The organism is Corynebacterium mucifaciens (assembly GCF_012396315.1).
In the GTDB taxonomy this organism is placed as follows: Bacteria; Actinomycetota; Actinomycetes; order Mycobacteriales; family Mycobacteriaceae; genus Corynebacterium; species Corynebacterium mucifaciens.
In genome coordinates this window covers 159648-177828 of the sequence record NZ_JAAXPF010000001.1, presented here as the reverse complement: position 1 = coordinate 177828, position 18181 = coordinate 159648, and the positions used below count along the sequence as shown (strand labels likewise).

The 18181-nt window shown below is 62.4% G+C and carries 18 protein-coding genes; 7 read left to right on the top strand and 11 right to left on the bottom strand.

From position 1 onward, the window contains the following. Positions 1–294 precede the first annotated feature (294 nt). The 8 genes from HF989_RS00925 to ychF all read right to left on the bottom strand — a co-directional run bounded on the left by HF989_RS00925 (position 295) and on the right by ychF (position 8382). Positions 295–720: a single-stranded DNA-binding protein gene (locus HF989_RS00925; RefSeq protein ID WP_016456430.1), complete on the bottom strand. Its 426-nt coding sequence runs from the start codon at positions 718–720 to the stop codon at positions 295–297. A gap of 89 nt (positions 721–809) precedes the next feature. Beyond that, a complete protein-coding gene (locus tag HF989_RS00920; RefSeq protein ID WP_005291046.1) occupies positions 810–953 on the bottom strand; it encodes a hypothetical protein in 144 nt (47 codons plus the stop codon). Positions 954–1112: 159 nt separating this feature from the next. Then, positions 1113–2135 (bottom strand): DUF4192 domain-containing protein, encoded by a 1023-nt coding sequence (locus HF989_RS00915; protein WP_168683493.1) that lies wholly within the window; start codon positions 2133–2135, stop codon positions 1113–1115. Between the two features lie 170 nt (positions 2136–2305). Then, entirely contained in the window at positions 2306–2488 is a 183-nt protein-coding gene (locus HF989_RS10715) for a helix-turn-helix domain-containing protein (protein WP_022865466.1), read from the bottom strand. A 92-nt stretch (positions 2489–2580) separates the two neighbouring features. Continuing rightward, on the bottom strand, positions 2581–3561 hold the full coding sequence (locus HF989_RS00905) for a restriction endonuclease subunit S (protein WP_022865465.1): 981 nt from the start codon (positions 3559–3561) through the stop codon (positions 2581–2583). Next, a complete protein-coding gene (locus HF989_RS00900; RefSeq protein ID WP_024058955.1) occupies positions 3558–5414 on the bottom strand; it encodes an HsdM family class I SAM-dependent methyltransferase in 1857 nt (618 codons plus the stop codon). Before HF989_RS00900 ends, HF989_RS00905 begins: the two co-directional genes overlap by 4 nt. 349 nt (positions 5415–5763) lie before the next feature. Then, positions 5764–7275, bottom strand: coding sequence for a recombinase family protein (locus tag HF989_RS00895; RefSeq protein ID WP_168683492.1), 1512 nt, complete (start codon positions 7273–7275; stop codon positions 5764–5766). 18 nt (positions 7276–7293) lie between these two features. Continuing rightward, entirely contained in the window at positions 7294–8382 is a 1089-nt protein-coding gene (ychF, locus tag HF989_RS00890; protein ID WP_168683491.1) for a redox-regulated ATPase YchF, read from the bottom strand. Positions 8383–8452: 70 nt separating this feature from the next. Between ychF and HF989_RS00885 the strand changes: the two genes are divergently transcribed. From HF989_RS00885 to HF989_RS00875, 3 genes are read left to right on the top strand one after another with little or no spacing between them, the layout of a single operon-like run. Further along, positions 8453–9883, top strand: coding sequence for an AI-2E family transporter (locus HF989_RS00885; RefSeq protein WP_168683490.1), 1431 nt, complete (start codon positions 8453–8455; stop codon positions 9881–9883). Positions 9884–9914: 31 nt separating this feature from the next. After that, on the top strand, positions 9915–10964 hold the full coding sequence (locus HF989_RS00880; protein WP_168683489.1) for a DNA recombination protein RmuC: 1050 nt from the start codon (positions 9915–9917) through the stop codon (positions 10962–10964). An 11-nt stretch (positions 10965–10975) separates the two neighbouring features. After that, positions 10976–11623 (top strand): DUF6542 domain-containing protein, encoded by a 648-nt coding sequence (locus tag HF989_RS00875; protein ID WP_210728881.1) that lies wholly within the window; start codon positions 10976–10978, stop codon positions 11621–11623. Here the strand turns inward: HF989_RS00875 and HF989_RS00870 are convergent, their stop codons facing one another. Further along, the gene (locus HF989_RS00870) at positions 11624–12601 is read right to left on the bottom strand and encodes a 4-hydroxy-3-methylbut-2-enyl diphosphate reductase (protein WP_168683488.1); all 978 of its coding nucleotides are present in this window, start codon (positions 12599–12601) and stop codon (positions 11624–11626) included. A gap of 114 nt (positions 12602–12715) precedes the next feature. On the opposite strand from HF989_RS00870, the gene xseA reads away from it, so the two are divergent. After that, positions 12716–13981, top strand: a complete 1266-nt coding sequence (gene xseA / locus HF989_RS00865) for an exodeoxyribonuclease VII large subunit (protein WP_168683487.1) — start codon at positions 12716–12718, stop codon at positions 13979–13981. Positions 13982–13992: 11 nt separating this feature from the next. Then, positions 13993–14277, top strand: coding sequence for an exodeoxyribonuclease VII small subunit (locus tag HF989_RS00860; protein ID WP_168683486.1), 285 nt, complete (start codon positions 13993–13995; stop codon positions 14275–14277). Here the strand turns inward: HF989_RS00860 and HF989_RS00855 are convergent. Continuing rightward, complete coding sequence (locus tag HF989_RS00855; RefSeq protein ID WP_168683485.1) at positions 14246–14824, bottom strand: DUF4245 family protein; 579 nt, start codon at positions 14822–14824, stop codon at positions 14246–14248. The genes HF989_RS00860 and HF989_RS00855 overlap by 32 nt on opposite strands. Positions 14825–14944: 120 nt before the next feature. Here HF989_RS00855 and glpX point away from each other — a divergent pair, with 120 nt between their 5' ends. Further along, positions 14945–15955 (top strand): class II fructose-bisphosphatase, encoded by a 1011-nt coding sequence (glpX, locus tag HF989_RS00850; protein ID WP_168683484.1) that lies wholly within the window; start codon positions 14945–14947, stop codon positions 15953–15955. Here glpX and HF989_RS00845 read toward each other — a convergent pair. Continuing rightward, positions 15952–16626 carry a CPBP family intramembrane glutamic endopeptidase gene (locus tag HF989_RS00845; protein WP_168683483.1) on the bottom strand — a complete coding sequence of 225 codons (675 nt, stop codon included), beginning with the start codon at positions 16624–16626 and terminating at the stop codon, positions 15952–15954. The genes glpX and HF989_RS00845 overlap by 4 nt on opposite strands. Positions 16627–16730: 104 nt before the next feature. Here HF989_RS00845 and HF989_RS00840 point away from each other — a divergent pair, with 104 nt between their 5' ends. Next, positions 16731–18131: a class II fumarate hydratase gene (locus HF989_RS00840; RefSeq protein ID WP_168683482.1), complete on the top strand. Its 1401-nt coding sequence runs from the start codon at positions 16731–16733 to the stop codon at positions 18129–18131. The last annotated feature ends 50 nt before the right edge of the window (positions 18132–18181 follow it).

The window sequence follows — 18181 nt, the reverse complement described above, 5'->3', positions numbered from 1 at the left end:
AAAGGTGTCAATAGGATGACAAACCACTTCACTGCCCAATTCACATGTCATTAAAGTGACAGGGCATTTGATTGCGCAGTAAACGTGTCGATGAAATGGGTGCCCAATACACAGTGCAACCTACGTGTTAATGAAATGTCACAGACACTACATAGTGCAGTGAGTTGCGCAGCAGAAACGCCAGTAAAAGCACCGCACCACTGCACCGTAAAACTGCACAAGTGATTCGCAGCAAATTGGCGTGTGAAATGGTTGAAAAAATAACCCCGCAGGTTTCCCTGCGGGGTTTCGTAGTTAGAACGGTACTTCTTCGCCCTCAGCGCCAGCCAGGGCGGCGGTCGCCGCCTCGCCTCCGCGACGGGCAGCGCGAGCAGCGGACTCCTTCTTGGAATCGATCAGCTGCACCGTGTCGATGCGCGCCACCAGCGGGTACTGCTTCACACCGTCCTTGTCGGTGTAGACGTCGGTCTTGAGCGAGTAGCTCACCGCAACGCGATCGCCGGAGCCGATGCAGCCGAACACACCGGGGTTCGCGGCGTCCTGGACGTAGCCGGTCAGCTCCACGATCTCGCTTTCCACCTTGCCGGTGGACTTGTTCTTGAAGGTGTTGCGCGCATAGACGCTGAGCTTCACCGTCGCGCCGCCGTTTGCGTGCTCGAACAGCTTGGGTGCGCGAGCTGCGTTGCCGACGATGGTGCCGTTGTTGAAGGGGTTGGACATGATGGTTCTCCTTACGTGAGTGGGTGTGATTTGCCGTGCAATTTGGGTACTTAGGCAGCGGCTTTGCCGCTGCGGGGGTTGAGCTGTCGTTACAGCACTGCCCAAGGCAGCGGTGTGCCTGCCGCCTCTAGGTCGCGCAGTTCTTGTGCTGCGCCCGGATCGGCGTCCTCGCCGTCGATGCCGTCGGCGAGCTGGTAGAGCAGTTCCAGGTCGGTGTGGATGAAGTCGCGCATCAGGTGCCTCCTTGTTCGGATTGATGGTCAATCCGTCTGTTGGAGACAGCTCTGCTGTCTAGGGGGTTCTCCCCCGCCCCGCTAGGTGTGCATCTCTGCAGGCCACGGCCCCGCGAGAAAAAGAAACCCCGTTGCATCGCTGCAACGGGGTGTGTGGTGCTACTCGGTGAACAAGATCGTGCGGGTCTTCTCGGCGCCCTCGCGGACGAGTTCAACCATCCTCTCGCCTTGGCCGATGTCTGTCAGCTTCGCGACCAGCGACGGGAAGTTCTCGTCTGGCCCGATCTCGGTGGCTCGCTGCGCAGCCACGCCAGCTAGCCCCGGCTGGCCTGTGGCGTGCGCAAGCACGGCAACAGTGGCGGTGAGCTGCGCGCGCATCCCTGGCCAGCTGGTCGGGACAGCACGCATAACCTTCTCTATGAACGCAAGGCCCGCCTGCGGGTCATCGAGCAGTGCGGCAAGCAGCGTGTCTCGCAAGCGCGGTGTGGTGAAGCATTTCAACGCAGACCGAACAGCGCGAGTGCTCGGCTGGGTCATCCCTGCCGCCGCCTGTTCGTATTCACGCTGCAGCATGTCGGAGAACATGGGCGGGATATAGGCCAGCGCATCTTCGATGATGTCGGCGTGCTCTGCAGCGTCGATGCCGTGGTCGGTGCTGTTCAACCGTGCCTCAATGTCGTCCTTGCTCGGCTCCGGCAGCTCGCCGGTGTCCGCAAGCATCTGCTTAAGCGCCGCCGATGCGGCGACCTCGCCGACAACACCGTGGCGAGGCTCGTCGATGAGCGGATGCTGGTACACAGACCACCACGCAGCCCCGGTGACGATCTCGGGCACCTGCACCACCCCAAGCAGCGGCGGTAGGTGCACCGCCCCGCTCGTGAGATACGTGGCGGTTTCGTCGAAGACTGGTTGCGCAATGTCGTCGCTGATCATGTACGCGATAACAGCGTCGAGTTCCAGGTGGTCGACCCACGCTGCGAACCGCTCGCGGCTCTCGGTGAGCTTCTCCACTGCTTCGTCCAGGTCGAACCGTGCGACCGGGCCGAGTCGGACGGTGTCGACGCCCTCGTCGTCGACGAAGAACGCGAGGATCAGCGAGTTGTTCGGGTAAAACCCGAGGATGCCGGGGAGGTTCGCGAGGATCTCACCGTGGGATGCAAGCGTGTGGGAATGAGTGGACATGGCAGTGCTCCTTTGCACGAATACGGGGTGTACGTGGTCAATCCCGTATTCGGTCCGGCTCTGCCGGTCGCGCCCTGCCACGGCACCACCGCACCTGAAGCGTGCTGAGCGTCGCTAGCGCAGCCTGATGCTCGCTCGCTGGGTGCGAGCGCTAGCGACGCAGCCTGTGTCTAAGCGTCGGCTTCGATGCGCTTGAGAGCGCGATAGATCGTCGGCCGGGAGACGTTGAATGTCCTGGCTACTGCACTGACGGACTTGCCGCCCTCAATAAGCTCCTTGGCGATCTGGGCTTGTTCTTGGTCGAGCTTCGGTTTGGGGCCGGCGACCCTGCCCTGGGCGCGGGCGTGCGCCACGCCCTCACGGGTGCGCTGGACAAGAAGGTCACGCTGAGTGTCGAGCTACTGTCTCTGCTTGGAGGTTGGAACGTAGGCGTAACCGATGAGCGTTAGACACCCACCTCACCAGTGATCGCGGCAGAAAACGGTAATCCTTGCATAAAGCCTTCCATGTAATCCCAGTCAGGCTTCCCGGTTGGTGCAGCTGGCAACCGAAGTGTCATCTTCCTCATTCGAGCCAAATTCCACTTATACCCATACGTGAATCGGTCCTTCTCGTGACGAATCATGGTTGAGATGAACAGCATTGCCCAGTAGGACACTTCTTGTTTAGGGATTAACACCTGAATGTCGTCTGAGGCGAAGTACGGTTGATCCTGGTAGAAGGAATAACCAACCGATCCGTTGTAGGGAACTGTGATGGTCCCTGCGGGGAAGAGTGGTTCAAGCGCGCTCCAATCGGTAATCCCATTGTTACTGTCCGAAGCACCTATGAAACGTGTTGTTCCCGGTTGCCTATTTGCTTTGGTGACTCGCTTACCCTTCTTGATCTCAAATAGCTGTTCTATCGGGAAATCGCACCAGCCACTGGGGTCGGTCAAAGCCACGGGATCGCCTGTAGCTGCCCGAAGCCCCTCATGAGTCGGAACCTCACTAATTTCGACCCAATCGGGTATCTCGGTGGGAACCTCAATAGTCGCTAGAGTGCGGTTTGCTTCCCTTCCGAAAGCGCTATAACGAAAGGCGTTCTTGCGAATACACATCGCGTAGAAGAGACGCTCGTTGAGACTCATGGTGTCTCGCTTTGGACGAAGGACTGCCACGTTCTGAGCTGTATAGAACGGGCGCTGCTGAACATAGGAAGACAGCAGTCGCGACCCTCCGAGGGCAACTGTGATTAAACCTGTGGGATAAGGGGTCAGGTCAGGTAGTGCCTCGACGTACCCGGAGACACCTGATTTTCCGTTCAGGCCACCCACTCGTCCTACAAATGCGATGCCTGTCCGTGGATCGGTTGGTGTCATCTTGTTCATGTCGAGTTTGTTTCCGTACTCAACATGAAATAGGTCACCTAAAGGTTGGCGAGTCACGCGTCCCCGCCTTCTTCGATATCGACCCCGCGCAAGGTGAACAGTGCGTAGTCGAGAAGGACCTTCTCGAAGTCCGACTGGGTAAGAGTCGAGTAGTCCGTTTCCATGTAAGCTTCCGCGACCCATTCATCCTCGGCATCCACCTTTTGCATGACAGATTCACCAGGCTTGACTTCTCGATTACGGAACATCTCAACCCAGTGGTCGCGTATCTCTGGCCAGGTTCCATTTCGATCGACGCGGCCGAGATTCTTAATTTTGACGAACCCGTCTTCGCGCCAATAACCAAACCAGCTTTTCCGGTCAGATCTTTCATGTGGAATGTGTGCAGTAAACACCATCACACAAGTGACGACACCAACCGGGTAAAAGACTTCCGGTGGCATTGACATGACTGCTTCCAGTGTGTGGTTCTTCAGGAGGCTGCGCTTGCGGATGCTAGGCGCAGTTGCGCACGAGATAGGGACAATGGCAATACCGATCGCCCCGGGAGTGAGACAATCAAGCATGTGTTCCACGAATCGCAGCTCGTGCAGGTCTTCCTTAGTTTTGGCGTAAGGCGGGTTAATCAAACCAACTGTCGCTTTGTGGGACTTGACGCCTTTGGTGATGGCGGTGTCAAAACAAGACCCTTGGTAGAGGTTGGCCTTCCCGTCACCGCGCAGGATCATGTTTGAAGCCGCTAGGGCGTACATGCTCGGGTTTTGTTCGACGCCGATCAGTTGGTTTTTCTTGATCGACTCAATCTCGTCTTGCGTGATCGCAGTACGGACCATCTGGTTCATTGCCGAGATTAGGAAGCCTCCAGTACCAGCGCAGGTGTCAAGCACGATGCTGTCCTTATCGACGTTGGCAAGCAGGCTAAACAGCTCAGTGATGTGCTTCGGCGTGAGTACAATCCCCAACCCTTTGCCGTCACCGCCTGTGTACTTCAGGAACTCACCGTAGAAAGCTCCCACAACGTCGAAGTCGTGATAAACGGTGATAAAGGGCAGCACCTTCTCCGCAAGCAGGGTCACGATTTCGTGTAACAAGCCCTGCGGATAGGCTTTGGTAGCTTTACCCAGCTCTGGGTGCACTTGGATGCCAGTAAACGGCTGGGTCATGTTCGTTATCTTGGCGAACGGGATTTGCGCAGACCCGATGACTTTCTGGATCGTTTGCATCCAGAAGTCGGGCAAGTCTTTCGCACCATATGCTTCGTAGGTCTTTGCAAAGACAGGGTCGTTGAGCGCGATTAGGCTACCCGCGACGGCGAGAGGCTTCTCTTTCTCTTCTAGCTCCGCTTCATCCCTCATGAAAGCGTGCATTTCCTGAGAGAACGAAATGAGGTCTTTTGTTCGCTTTGCCTGAACAGAAGGATCGAACGATGCGGCGGTAATGAGGTCATCAAGGCTGACAAGTTCGGTAATCGCTGCACCGCTCGGGGCCTTAAGCGGGCGTGCTTCCTTCTCTCCTTTGGTGGTGACAAAGAAGGACCATTCACTATGTGCAGGCGTGCCCGAGACTGCAATCGAGATCACGGTGTATTTGTGTGTCAGAAAACTTGCGTAGTGCAGAACACCGTCAACCGCGAAGTCTTTAGGGCGATCACGATTTTCCGACTCGTGCCAACGTGTCTCTGCCTTGCACTCGATAACCACGATCATGTCGGGGGTGTCGGGGGCAGTGATGATGAACTCCGGGAAACCACCACCGCCGCCGCCAGTTTTCGACGCCTTCGACAAAGACTTGCGAACCAGCTCAATGGCGGATTGCTGCTTCTCAACGATGATCTTCTCTGCATCCTCGTAATATCCGAGGTTGCGGAGCTTTTCATCGACTAAGTCTTCTGTAATCCGCTCGTTTGCCATGCGGGCACTCCCTATCCAAGTCTGGCCGATCCTCCACATCTCGCCCCTGAGATGTAACGATGTACACATGGCAGGATGCGAAGCCGCCCGGGATCGTTGCGTGAAACGCGGCGTGTAACAAAAACGCAAATTACCGCTACCGTACAACCCGGGTTCTTGCTTTCGGCGCTCGACATGCGGGGTGGAAACAGTCGTGTAATACTTTCCCCGAACGCCACGGTTGAGCAGTGTCACCCCCGATACACGAAGGCAGATCTCCCCCGAACTGCCGGCTCCGTGGCGTTCCTTCGTAGGAGCGTCGCGCGTCGCAGCACATGCGCGCGATTGTTGACGTGTCACACACTGCAACCTAGTTCCACACGATCTGGACTGATTCGGGGTTAAAGGTCTTGCTTCCGCGCACGCCACGGCGCAGGCGCACCTGGCACAGGGTGTTGATGACACGGCGCTGCACGGCAAGCTCTGCGTTGTCGAAGGCGTCCACGGGCGAGGCGTAGCCGGTTGTGTCGAGCAGCGCCGATGCGCCAGCAAGGCGGGCACGGCGCGTTTCGAGTTTCTCGATCTGCGGCTCATAACGGTTTCGCGCGCGCTTGAGGTCACGGGCCTCGATAAGCTCCTCGTCGTAGTCAGCCTGGACGCGGGCGAGCTTTGCGCGAAGCTCAGCGAGTTCGTCGTCGATGGCGTCGACCTCGTCGTCATCCGCAGTCGGCAACAGGTCTGCTAGGTCGTCACGACCAAGGCGGGCGCGGATCACGGCGAGCACAAAATCATCGACGCTATGCGTGCGCACTAAGCCACAGGCGGCGCAGCGGTAGCGGTCGGCATGCGTGCGCACGGGATTGCCACACTCGTCGCAGACATACAGACCCGAGCCAAGATGGCGGCGAGTATTACGCCGCTCCTTGTTGGTCAGCCGGTCGGGATCATCGAGCACGTTCTGCACGCGCCACCACAGATCGGGTGTGACGATCGGCTCCCACTGCCCTTTCACCGGCTCGCCGGTATCGGGGTCGCGGACGATATGCGTGACACGGCGGTATTTGTTCTTCACGCCTTTGCGCTTGGCCTTCTTATAAGTGGAGTAACCCGCATACACGGGGTTGCGCAGGATCGAGTGCAACGACGTGTAGGCCCACGGCTGCGCGTCGGGAACCGGCTTTTCTTCCTGGCCTTCAGCGCGGCGTCGAGCGTTGCGCTCTGTGACCACGGTGTACATATGGCGCGGCGTGGTCGGGATATCCGGCAAGCCCGGTTGATCGACCCCAGATAAGGCGCGCGCAATGTCGCGCATGGAGTTGCCCCTCTCGACAGCGCGGAACATACCGAGCACGGCGGCGGCTTCGGATGGAATGATCTCGCCGGTGAAGGTGTAGCCGATAGGGCGCACACCGCCGGAGTACCAGCGGCCCTGCTCGGCGCGTTGCTGTTGCGCACGAGACTGGCGCATGCTCTTTCGCTCGATCTCGCCGCGTGCCACGGCTGCTTTGATGCGCGCGTACATTCTGCCGCCGTCGGTGGCAAGGTCAGCATCACCGTTCGCAGTGACGAGTTTCAGCCCCTGCTCCTCTGCCCTGTCGATCCACTCTTCGAGCTGCCAGGGCTGTCGTGTGAGGCGGTCGAGGTCCCAGCAAATGATCGCGTCGATCTCGCCGCGCTCAAAGGACGCCACCATCGCGTCGTAGTCGGGGCGGTCGACATCCTTCTTCGACGCGGAGATCGACTGATCGACGTAGGTATGCACGACGTCCCAGCCGCGTTGCTCGGCAAGAGCTTCGCAGTCCTGACGCTGCCGGTCGATGGCGAGGCCGTCCATGGCAGCATCTAGCGAGATACGGAGGTAAATAGCGGCGCGTGTAGTCATACGCTATTCATAGCGCATTTAGGTTACATTGAAACGAAACTCCACCACGTCGCCGTCGGCCATGACGTAGTCCTTGCCTTCTTGGCGCACCTTGCCGTGGGCACGGGCCTCCGCCATCGAGCCGAGCTCATTCAAGTCGTCGAACGCGACGATCTCCGCCTTGATAAAGCCCTTCTCAAAGTCGGAGTGGATCACGCCGGCGGCCTTCGGGGCGGTGTCGCCCTTGCGGATCGTCCAGGCGCGGGCTTCCTTGGGCCCGGCGGTGAGGTAGGTCTGCAGGCCGAGGGTGTCAAAGCCGGCCTTCGCCAGGGTCTGCAGACCCGGCTCGTCTTGGCCCACGGCGGCGAGCAGCTCGGCCGCGTCCTCGTCGTCAAGCTCAAGGAGCTCAGTCTCGGTCTGCGCATCCAGGAACACAGCCTCCGCGGGCGCGACGAGGTCGCGCAGCTCCTGCTTGCGCGCGCCGTCGGTGAGCACGTCTTCGTCGGAGTTGAACACATAGAGGAACGGCTTGGCCGTCATCAGGTGCAAGTGGTGCAGCAACGCAAGGTCCACCTCGCCGGACTTCGATGCGGCGAAAAGCGTACGGCCATCTTCGAGGATGCCCTGCGCCTTCTTGGCCTCTGCAGCCTGCGCAGCGATGTCCTTATCCTTGCGGCCGTCTTTTTCTAGGCGCGGCAGGGCCTTCTCAATGGTCTGCAGGTCGGCGAGGATCAGCTCGGTGTTGATGACCTCGATGTCGGAGGACGGATTGACCTGGCCATCCACGTGGATGACATTGTCGTCGGCGAACGCGCGCACGACCTGGCAGATTGCGTCGGCCTCACGGATGTTGGCAAGAAAGGCGTTGCCCATGCCTTCGCCTTCGGATGCACCCTTGACAATGCCAGCGATATCAACGAACGAGACGGTCGCAGGCAGCACGCGCTCCGAGTCGAAGATTTCCGCCAGGCGGTCCAGGCGGGGATCCGGCAGCTCCACCAGCCCGACGTTCGGCTCGATCGTTGCGAACGGGTAGTTCGCGGCAAGCACCTCGTTGCGCGTCAGGGCGTTAAACAGGGTGGACTTGCCAACGTTGGGCAGACCGACAATTCCAAGAGTAAGGCTCACGACGCAATATCCTAGCGGACCCTTTCGCCCGATTCGGAGCGGGCCGTGAGGTGGGCCGTCGCAAAGCAATATGCGATGGTGCACAATAGTCCGCGTGAGCGAACCGATCCAGACAACCGGCCAAGACCACGAGGACCGAGTTGACCGCAACGTCGTATTCAACGACTGGCTCGCATCATCAGCGAAGTTCACGCTGCGGATCCTGGTCATCGCCGTATTTTTGTACGCTGTTGGCCAACTCATCGGGGCGTTCTGGGCGGGAATTCTTCCCGTCGTGCTCGCGCTCATCGTGTGCACGGTTCTCGCGCCCATCGCTGCTGCCCTGCGGCGTCACAAGGTCCCCGCCGCCCTCGCGGCCTTCTTGACGATGCTGTTGTTCTTCGGCGTGCTCGCGGCGCTCATCATGATCATCGCGCCAAACCTTGTGGGCCAGACCCGCCTGCTGTACATCCAGGCGCTTGAGGGCTTGCAGCGGCTGCAGCTCTGGGCGCAGGGACCGCCGCTGAACTTGGACCCCGAGAGCTTGAACGAAGGCGTTGACGAGATCACGCTGTGGATACAAAACCAGGCGGGCGCGATCGCCGGCGGCGTGTTCTCCGGCATCAACACCGCCGCGGGCCTGTCCGTGACGTTGATGGTTCTGGTTGTGCTGACCTTCTTCTTTCTTAAGGACGGCCACAGGTTCCTGCCGTGGCTGCGCAGCGCAACCGGCGGACGCACCGGCCTGTACCTCACCGAGCTGCTCACGCGGGCCTGGAACACCCTGTCCGGTTTCATCCGCGCGCAAGCGGTGTGCTCCCTGGTGGACGCGATTGTCATCGGCACCGGTATCGCCATCGTGGGTGTGCCGATGGCGTTTACCCTTGCGCTGATCACCTTTGTGGCGGGGTTCATCCCCATCGTCGGCGCCGTCGTCGCGGGCGCCCTGGCGGTCCTGATCGCGTTGGTCACCCTCGGCTTCACCAAAGCCCTGATCGTGCTGGGCATCGTGCTGGCTACGCAGCAGCTCGAGGGCAACGTGCTCTCGCCGTTGCTGCAGTCCCGCGCGATGAACCTGCACCCCGTGATCGTGCTGGTCTCCGTCACCGTCGGCGGTGCCCTGTTCGGCCTCATCGGCGGCTTCCTCGCGGTGCCTACCGCTGCGATGATCGCAGTGGTGTACCGCTACGCGCTGGAAATCCTGCGCATCAACGCCGGCGAGATCGGTGCTAAGGACATCGACCTTGCCACCCACGAGGGCGAGATTATCGCCGAGATCGTGGAGGCGGAATCCGTGCACAAGCGCGAGGAATGGCGTGGCGAGCGCGAGTGGGTCAACGCCCCCGCACCCGAAGACCAGGCGGATGATGCGAAGCGCGAGCGCTTCGGCACCACGAGTTTGAAGAAACTGCGTGTGACAACTGAGCGCATCGGGCGCTTGCGCGGAAAGGCAGCAGCAAGCCCGCAGTCACACTCAGCCGAGCGGACACAAAGCGAACACACGGTCGAACCCGAACGGTAGCGTGCCGTCGCGGTGTGGTTGACTGCCAGCCATGTCCACCGCCACCGTGCTTCTCATCCTCTCCACCGGTCTGCTCGCCGGGTTCATCGCGGGTGCTTTCGCCGGGGCATCCTGGCTGCGGCGTTCCACGCCGGAACCCGCTCCCCCGCAGGACCTGCGGCCCGTAGCGCGCGCGTTGAAAGACATGCGCGACCAGTTGGACTCGATGGACAAGCAGCAGGCGGTGACCGCGTCGTCGCTAGCCGGGCAGGTACAGGCGATTGGCAGAACCTCCGCGCGTCTGGGCGACCGCACCGATCAGCTCATCACCGCGCTCCGCTCGCCGCAAACGCGCGGCCGCTGGGGCGAGATGCAACTTGAACGGGTGGTGGAGCTCGGCGGCATGCTTGAACACGTCGACTTTGACACCCAGGCCCACATGCGCATCGACGACGCCAACGTCCGCCCCGACATGATCATCCGTTTGACCGAGGGCAGAAACATCGTCGTCGACGCCAAAGTGCCCTTCCAGGCGTATCTCGACGCGATCGGGACCGAGGACCCCGAGGAGCGCCAGGCGTTCATGCGGCGCCACGCCCACCTCCTGCGCGCCCACGTGGACACGCTGTCGGCGAAGTCGTACATCGACGCCTTCCAACCCACCCCGGAGTTTGTGGTGCTCTTCGTACCGGCAGACCCATTTCTCGACGCAGCCCTGAGCACCGACCCGGAGCTTCTGGACTACGCCTTCGCCCGCGACGTTGTCGTCGCCACGCCCACCACCTTGTTCGCGCTGCTGCGCACCGTGGCACTGGGCTGGCGGCATGCCTCGCTTGACGAGGCCGCACGGGAAATCCAACGCCTAGGCGGGCAGCTGCACCAGCGCCTTTCCACCATGGCGGAACACTACAACCGGGTCGGCGCCTCCCTGGACAAGGCGGTGGAGGCATACAACGCCACCTTGGCATCGATGGATTCGCGGGTGATGGTGACCGCGCGCAGGCTGGAAGAGGCCCAGGTGCCGTCACGTCGCGGCGTAGCGCCCGCACTCAAACCCGTGTCCACGCGTGCCCGCCACGCTGCCGGGGAGACCGACGGGTAAACTCGTCTGGCGTGTCGCACGTCTCGAGCCGGAATTCACCCTCCCCGTCCGCAACCTTTGTCGGGTTGCCCACGGGATCCGGCATCAGCATCATCTTCGCGGCGCTGTTCACGGGAGCGCTTATCTCCCTCTCGACCGCGCTCATCGGCTGGCCGTTTCTCACGCTGTACGCCGTCGCGGTGATTGCCGTGGTGACCCTGGTCAACCCGAAAGGGCTCTTTCTCAGTGTCGCCAGCGCACCGATCTTGTTCGTTGGCGCCGTCCTCTTCACAGGCTGGGTGATGGCACGCGGGGATATCGCCGCCGGGAGCGCGTCCGGCAAGGCCGCTCTCTTGTTGGTGTTTTACCCGGTGACCGAAATGTTCCCGCTGTTATTCGCGGTGACGCTCGGTTCGTTGGTTATTGCCTCGGTGCGTATCGGGCTGATCAAGCGGTACAACGCGCAACTGCGCAGGCGCGAATCCGCGGAGCGCGCCAGGGTGCACCGCAGCAACCGCCGCACCAACGCTGAAGGCCAGCGTGCACGGGAGCGCGCCGCGTCTGTTTCCGTGCAGGAGCTGCTGCGACGCGCCGATTCTGAGCGCACGACCAAAAGGCCCCCGCGAACCGGCTCCTCCAGAATTACGGACCGGCTCGGCGAGGACCTCTACAAGGGCTAACTAGCCTTGCGCCACCGCCGGGTTGTTGCGGCGCGGCAGGCGCAGGTCGCGCGGGAGGGCAAAGGTAATGGTCTCGACCGTGGTGGTCACTTCCTCCACGTCCGTGTAGCCGCGGCGCGCGAGTTCTTCCATCAGTTCCTTCACCAGAATTTCCGGCACGGAAGCGCCGGAGGACACACCCACGGTTTCCACGCCCTCAAACCAGGCGTCCTCGATCTGCGAGGCGTAATCCACCAAGTACGACGCCGGGGTCCCGGCCTCTAGCGCAACCTCGACGAGGCGGCGGGAGTTCGACGAGTTCTTAGAGCCAACAACAATGACCAAGTCGCACCGAGGGGCGATCTCTTTCACCGCCGCTTGGCGGTTTTGGGTGGCGTAGCAGATGTCGTCGCTCGGCGGGTTTTCCAGATTCGGGTACCGCTCGTGGAGCTTGTCCACAATCATCATGGTCTCGTCCACCGACAACGTGGTCTGGGACAGCCACACGAGTTTTTGATCTTCGGGGAAGTCAGGCAGGCGGTCGACGCCGTCGACACCGTCAACGAGGTGGGTGATCTCCGGGGCCTCGCCGGCGGTGCCCTCGACCTCTTCATGGCCCTGGTGGCCGACAAGCAGGATGTGGTAGCCGTCGCGCGCGAAACGCCGTGCCTCGTTGTGCACCTTGGTGACCAGGGGGCACGACGCGTCCAGTGTGAGCAAGTTGCGCTGCGCGGCGGATTCGCGCACCGCCGGCGAGACGCCGTGAGCGGAGAAGACAAGGTGCGCGCCTTCCGGCACTTCATCGGTTTCGTCGACGAAGATCACGCCACGCTCCTGTAGCGTTTCAACGACGTACTTGTTGTGCACAATCTCCTTACGCACGTACACAGGGGCGCCGTATTTTTCCAGGGCCTTCTCTACCGTCTCCACCGCGCGGTCGACGCCGGCGCAGTAACCGCGGGGGGATGCGAGGAGGACTTTTTTACCCTGATCTGTCATGGAACCAACACTAACCAATCAGCGTCAAAAACAATAGGCGGGCGATGTCGGCCCGCCAGGTAACGTTGCTGTGGCAAACGGGTCAGCACAACGGGTCGAAGAAAGGAGCGCACGGTGGCGGAAGCATCGGATTCGCGCAACGCGCCGTCCAAGAGTTCGCCGGAGTCTCCGTGGTCGGTGTCCAAGCTCAACACCTCGGTGAAGGGCTGGATTGATCGCCTCGGGTGGCTCTGGATTGAAGGCCAGCTCACCCAGGTCAACACGAAGCCCTCGTGGAGGTTCTCCTACCTCACGTTGCGCGACACGCAGGAGCAGGCCAGCGTTCAACTCACCGCAGAGACGTCGCTGCTTACCGGGATGCAGGTGCCGCTCAAGGACGGTGACCGCGTTGTCGTCCTCGGCAAACCGTCCTTCTACCCCGGCCGCGGCACGTTTTCCATGCGGGTGTCGGAGATTAGGCACGTTGGCGCGGGCGAGTTGCTGGCCCGCATCGAGGCCCTGCGCAAGCAACTCGCGTCCGAGGGGTTGTTCGATCCGGCTCGGAAGCAGCCGCTTCCCTACCTGCCCACCAAGGTGGGACTGATTACCGGCCGAGGTTCCGCCGCAGAGCGCGACGTCGTCACGGTGGCGCAGGGGCGCTGGCCGGAGGTGCAGTTCGAGATCATCAACACCCCGGTCCAAGGCCCAACCACCGTCCCCGCGGTCATCGAGGCCCTCGGGGAGCTCGACGCGGACCCGGATGTCGACGTGATCATCATCGCCCGCGGCGGCGGCTCGGTGGAGGATCTGCTGCCGTTTTCAGAGGAAGCGCTGCAGCGCGCCGTCGCGGATGCCCGCACCCCTGTCATCTCCGCCATCGGCCACGAGCCGGACAACCCAGTGCTGGACAACGTCGCCGATGTCCGCGCCGCAACCCCCACCGACGCCGCCAAGCGCGCTGTCCCCGACGTTGCGCAGGAGCGGATGCTTATCGACGAAGCCCGGGGCCGGATGGCCGCCGCCCTGCGCGGGTGGGTCCGCAGGGAGCGCGATGCCCTGGCGTCGTTGCGCTCGCGCCCGTCGCTCGCGGACCCGATGATGGCCATCAATCGCCACCGCGAGGAGGTGGACCGCGCCGCGGTTTCGATCCGGCGCGATATTTCCCACCTCCTCCAGCGCGAGTCACAGCACGTCCGCGGGTTGCGCGCCCAGGTGTCCGCCCTCGGCCCGTCGGCAACGCTAGCCCGCGGCTACGCGGTGGTGCAGGTGTTGCCCCGCGACGGTTCCGAGCCCGAAGTTGTGACCTCCATCGATCAAACCCCGCCCGGGTCGCAGCTGCGCATCCGCGTCAGCGACGGCTCCATCACCGCCGCCGCCATGTCCACCACGCAAGCAGATTAAGGAAAGCCCACATGAGCGAAAACACTTTCGGATCCGGCCAGGCCAACGAGAACGCATTGCCGGACCCATCCACCCTCTCCTACGAGCAGGCGCGCGACGAGCTCGTTGAAACCGTGAAGATCCTCGAGCTGGGGCAGATGAGCCTCGATGAATCGCTGAAATACTGGGAACGCGGCGAGGCGCTGGCTAAGCGGTGCGAGGTGCTTTTGGACGGCGCTTCGCGCCGCGTCGAAGACGCCATCAGCTCCCGGCAGGGCACCGCCGCTACTGGTCAGGGTGCTGAATCGGAGCAGTAGCGAGCGCGGTAGCGATCAATTCCTCGAACTCCCGGTCTTCACCGGCACCCGTGAGGACGAACCGGGCGTCGCCTGCATCGACCACCCATAAATCCCGCACGTCCTGCTCCTCGGAGGCGAACACTTCAACCGGGTGCCCGTCCACGTCGACGGTGCGATCCAGCGTGCGAGGCTTCGAATCCGCGTTCTCGATGGCAGCCTCGGCGTCAAGCCCCGTCTGGGTGAGCTGGATAAAGCCCCGGTCCGGTGTCACCCAACCCACCACTGGCGCGGGCTGGCCGGCGAGCATAGAGCGGCGCGCCGAGTTGGTGATCCACCCCTCCGGCATCTCCGGGTAACGCACCGGAAAGTCCACCGCGCGGGACTCCAGATCGAGGAAGGTTTCCGCGTCCACTTCCTGCACCGGCCCCTGCTCGGGTGCGCCGGGGTTGAAGGAGCACAGCCCGGTGGCGCCGACTGCCACTAGCATCAGCACGACGATGAGGACGGCGTTGATCGCAATGTCTCGTCCGTCCTGGAAAATGCGGGGTTTCTTATCGCTTGCCACGCGCTTCAGTATTGCACGCAGGGCCCCTCCCCCTTAAAAGGTGGAAATATCAACCTCTTTGCGCAGCGGAAGTGACACAATAGGGGGGTCATTTTTATCGCCACAGGAGGATCTTCTTCGATGACTGCACCGTCTGACCTTTACCCCGACCGCAACCTCGCCATGGAGCTGGTGCGCGTCACCGAGGCCGCCGCACTGGCCTCCGGCCGCTGGGTGGGACGCGGCCAGAAGAACGAGGGCGATGGCGCGGCAGTCAACGCGATGCGCAAGATGATCAACTCGGTGGAAATGGACGGCGTGATCGTCATCGGTGAGGGCGAAAAGGACGAGGCCCCGATGCTGTTCAACGGCGAGCGAGTGGGCAACGGCCAAGGCGCGGCGGTGGATCTCGCGGTGGACCCGGTCGACGGCACCCGCCTCATGGCTGAGGGCCGCCCGAACGCGATCTCCGTAATCGCGGCAGCCGACCGGGGCTCCATGTTCAACCCCCAGGATGCCTTTTACATGAACAAGATCGCCGTGGGCCCGGAAGCCGCCGGCACCATCGACATCACCGCCCCGGTCGCCGCGAACATCGAGGCCGTGGCGAAGGCGAAGGGCATCCGCACCTCGGACGTGACCGTGGTGGTGCTCGACCGCCCGCGCCACAACCAGCTTGTGGACGACATCCGTGACGCTGGCGCCAAGGTTCGTTTCATCATGGACGGCGACGTCGCCGGGGCCATCGCAGCTGCGCGGGATGTCAGCTCCATCGACATTGCTATGGGTATCGGCGGCACCCCGGAGGGCGTCGTCACGGCGTGCGCGCTGAAGTGCCTCGGCGGTGAGATCCAGGGCATGCTCGCCCCGCAGGACGACCGGGAGCGCGAGAAGGTGCTGGCGGCCGGCCACGATCTCGACCGCGTGCTGGGCATCAACGACCTTGTCACGTCCGACAACTGCTACTTCGCCGCCACCGGCGTGACCAACGGCGACATGCTGCGCGGCGTGACCTACCGCAAGTCGGGCGCGACCACCCGCTCGCTGGTCATGCGCTCCAAGTCCGGCACCGTGCGCTTCGTGGAATCCCAGCACCAGCTGGCGAAGCTGCAGGACTACTCAGTGGTGGACTACTCCGACCCGAACGACTAAATCGCGCCCACAACGACAACCTGCACGAGCAGGTTGTTGCAAAAGTGCAAAATGAGCCCGGCCCACAACGACTTATGCCAGCGAGTTGAAAGTGCCAGGGCTATGCCCATGAGTCCCGTATACAGCATCGCCGGCGGGGCGATGTGCGCGAGACCGAACAGAATCGCGCTGCCGATGACGCTCACGGCAGCGGGGGCGACCGTGTCCAGGTAGCCCATCACGAGGCGCCGAAACACGATCTCCTCAAGGAACGGCCCCACCGCGAGGTAGGCAATAAGGGTGAGAACGACGCCGAGGTTGGAGCCGTCGTTGGACGCCGTCTCCGCCGCTGGCTCTAGCCCGAGCAGCGGGCCGATGAGCGCGGCCCCGGCACCCGCGAACAGTACTGCGACTGGGAACTCCCACAGCAAGTGCCACCCCTTCGCACCCAGCCGGTCAAACCCAAGGGGGATCCCGCGCCGCTTGAGGTAGCGCAGCAAGATAATGGTGGGCACTGCCAGCGCCACGAGAATCAACAACGGGAAGAGCGTGAGCAACACCGCGCGCGGGACTTCGAGGCGCAGCAGCGCGAACGCTTGCGCGATGAGCAACCCGTCGGCCACCACCAGCGACGCGCACCCGACCAGAGCGTCCCTCAAAGTGGGGGCTTTACGGGCGCTGTGTTCGGTCATTTCGTCTCCTCGTCGTGTCTGGTTCGTGCATAATCGTCCAATGGACAGGCACGCGCGCACCTTGCAGTGTGGGGCGTGCACGAGATAGTTGCAAAGGACACATGATGGCTGATCAGGAATACCGCATCGAACATGACACCATGGGCGAAGTTAAGGTGCCCGTCGACGCCCTCTGGCGCGCGCAGACGCAGCGCGCGGTGGAGAATTTCCCCATCTCCGGCCGCGGTCTGGAGGCGCAGCAGATCCGCGCGCTCGGCTTGCTCAAGGCGGCCTGCGCGCAGGTGAACAAAGACCTCGGCAACCTGGACGCCGAGAAGGCCGACGCCATCATCGCGGCGGCGAAGGAGATCGCGGACGGCAAGCACGACGACCAGTTCCCGATCGACGTGTTCCAGACCGGCTCCGGCACCTCCTCAAACATGAACACCAACGAGGTCATCGCCTCCATTGCCAAGGCCAACGGTGTTGAGGTCCACCCCAACGACCACGTCAACATGGGCCAGTCCTCCAACGACACCTTCCCCACCGCGACCCATGTCGCCGCGACCGAGGCCGCCGCGAACGACCTCATCCCGGCCCTGAAGGTGCTCCAGGATTCGCTGGCAACCAAGGCCCGTCAGTGGCACGAGGTGGTCAAGTCCGGCCGCACCCACCTCATGGACGCCACCCCGGTCACGCTTGGCCAGGAGTTCTCCGGCTACGCCCGCCAGATTGAGCTCGGCATCGAGCGCGTGGAGGGCACGCTGAACCGCCTCGGCGAGCTCGCCATCGGCGGCACCGCGGTCGGCACCGGCATCAACACCCCGGCCGAGTTTGGCGGCAAGGTCACCGAGGAGCTGAAGAAGCTCACCGGCGTCGAGCAGCTTTCCGAGGCCAAGAACCACTTTGAGGCGCAGGCCAACCGCGACGGCCTCGTGGAATTCTCCGGCGCGATGCGTTCCGTCGCCGTGTCGCTGTACAAGATCGCCAACGACATCCGCTTGATGGGTTCCGGCCCGCTCGCCGGGTTTGCCGAGATCCACCTGCCGGACCTGCAGCCGGGCTCGTCCATCATGCCGGGCAAGGTCAACCCGGTGCTGTGTGAGACCGCGACGCAGGTTTCCGCGCAGGTCATCGGCAACGACGCCGCCGTTGCGTTTGGCGGCACCCAGGGCCAGTTCGAGCTCAACGTGTTCATCCCGATGATGGCGCGCAACGTACTGGAGTCGTCCCGCCTGCTGGCCAACACGGCCCGCCAGTTCGCCACCAAGCTGGTGGACGGTATCGAGCCGGACGAGGAGCGCATGCGCACCCTCGCCGAGTCCTCCCCGTCGATCGTCACCCCGTTGAACTCCGCGATCGGCTACGAAAACGCCGCGAAGATTGCTAAGCACGCGGTCAAGGAGGGCATCACCATCCGTCAGGCCACCATCGACCTGGGCTTCGTGGACGGCGAAAAGCTCACCGAGGAGGAGCTGGACAAGCGCCTCGACGTGCTCTCCATGGCGAACACCGATCGAAACTAGACCGGAACTAGAATCTGCCCCCAGCACATCACTTCGAGCTGGGGGCTTTC

Coding starts and splice junctions, on each gene's coding strand:
- HF989_RS00900 (WP_024058955.1), bottom strand. CDS start 5,414: ATGGCAAACGAGCGGATTACAGAAGACTTAGTCGATGAAAAGCTCCGC.
- HF989_RS00880 (WP_168683489.1), top strand. CDS start 9,915: ATGTCCACCGCCACCGTGCTTCTCATCCTCTCCACCGGTCTGCTCGCC.
- HF989_RS00925 (WP_016456430.1), bottom strand. CDS start 720: ATGTCCAACCCCTTCAACAACGGCACCATCGTCGGCAACGCAGCTCGC.
- HF989_RS00915 (WP_168683493.1), bottom strand. CDS start 2,135: ATGTCCACTCATTCCCACACGCTTGCATCCCACGGTGAGATCCTCGCG.
- HF989_RS00870 (WP_168683488.1), bottom strand. CDS start 12,601: ATGACAGATCAGGGTAAAAAAGTCCTCCTCGCATCCCCCCGCGGTTAC.
- HF989_RS00845 (WP_168683483.1), bottom strand. CDS start 16,626: ATGACCGAACACAGCGCCCGTAAAGCCCCCACTTTGAGGGACGCTCTG.
- glpX (WP_168683484.1), top strand. CDS start 14,945: ATGACTGCACCGTCTGACCTTTACCCCGACCGCAACCTCGCCATGGAG.
- HF989_RS00840 (WP_168683482.1), top strand. CDS start 16,731: ATGGCTGATCAGGAATACCGCATCGAACATGACACCATGGGCGAAGTT.
- HF989_RS00885 (WP_168683490.1), top strand. CDS start 8,453: ATGCGATGGTGCACAATAGTCCGCGTGAGCGAACCGATCCAGACAACC.
- HF989_RS00860 (WP_168683486.1), top strand. CDS start 13,993: ATGAGCGAAAACACTTTCGGATCCGGCCAGGCCAACGAGAACGCATTG.
- HF989_RS00920 (WP_005291046.1), bottom strand. CDS start 953: ATGCGCGACTTCATCCACACCGACCTGGAACTGCTCTACCAGCTCGCC.
- HF989_RS00895 (WP_168683492.1), bottom strand. CDS start 7,275: ATGACTACACGCGCCGCTATTTACCTCCGTATCTCGCTAGATGCTGCC.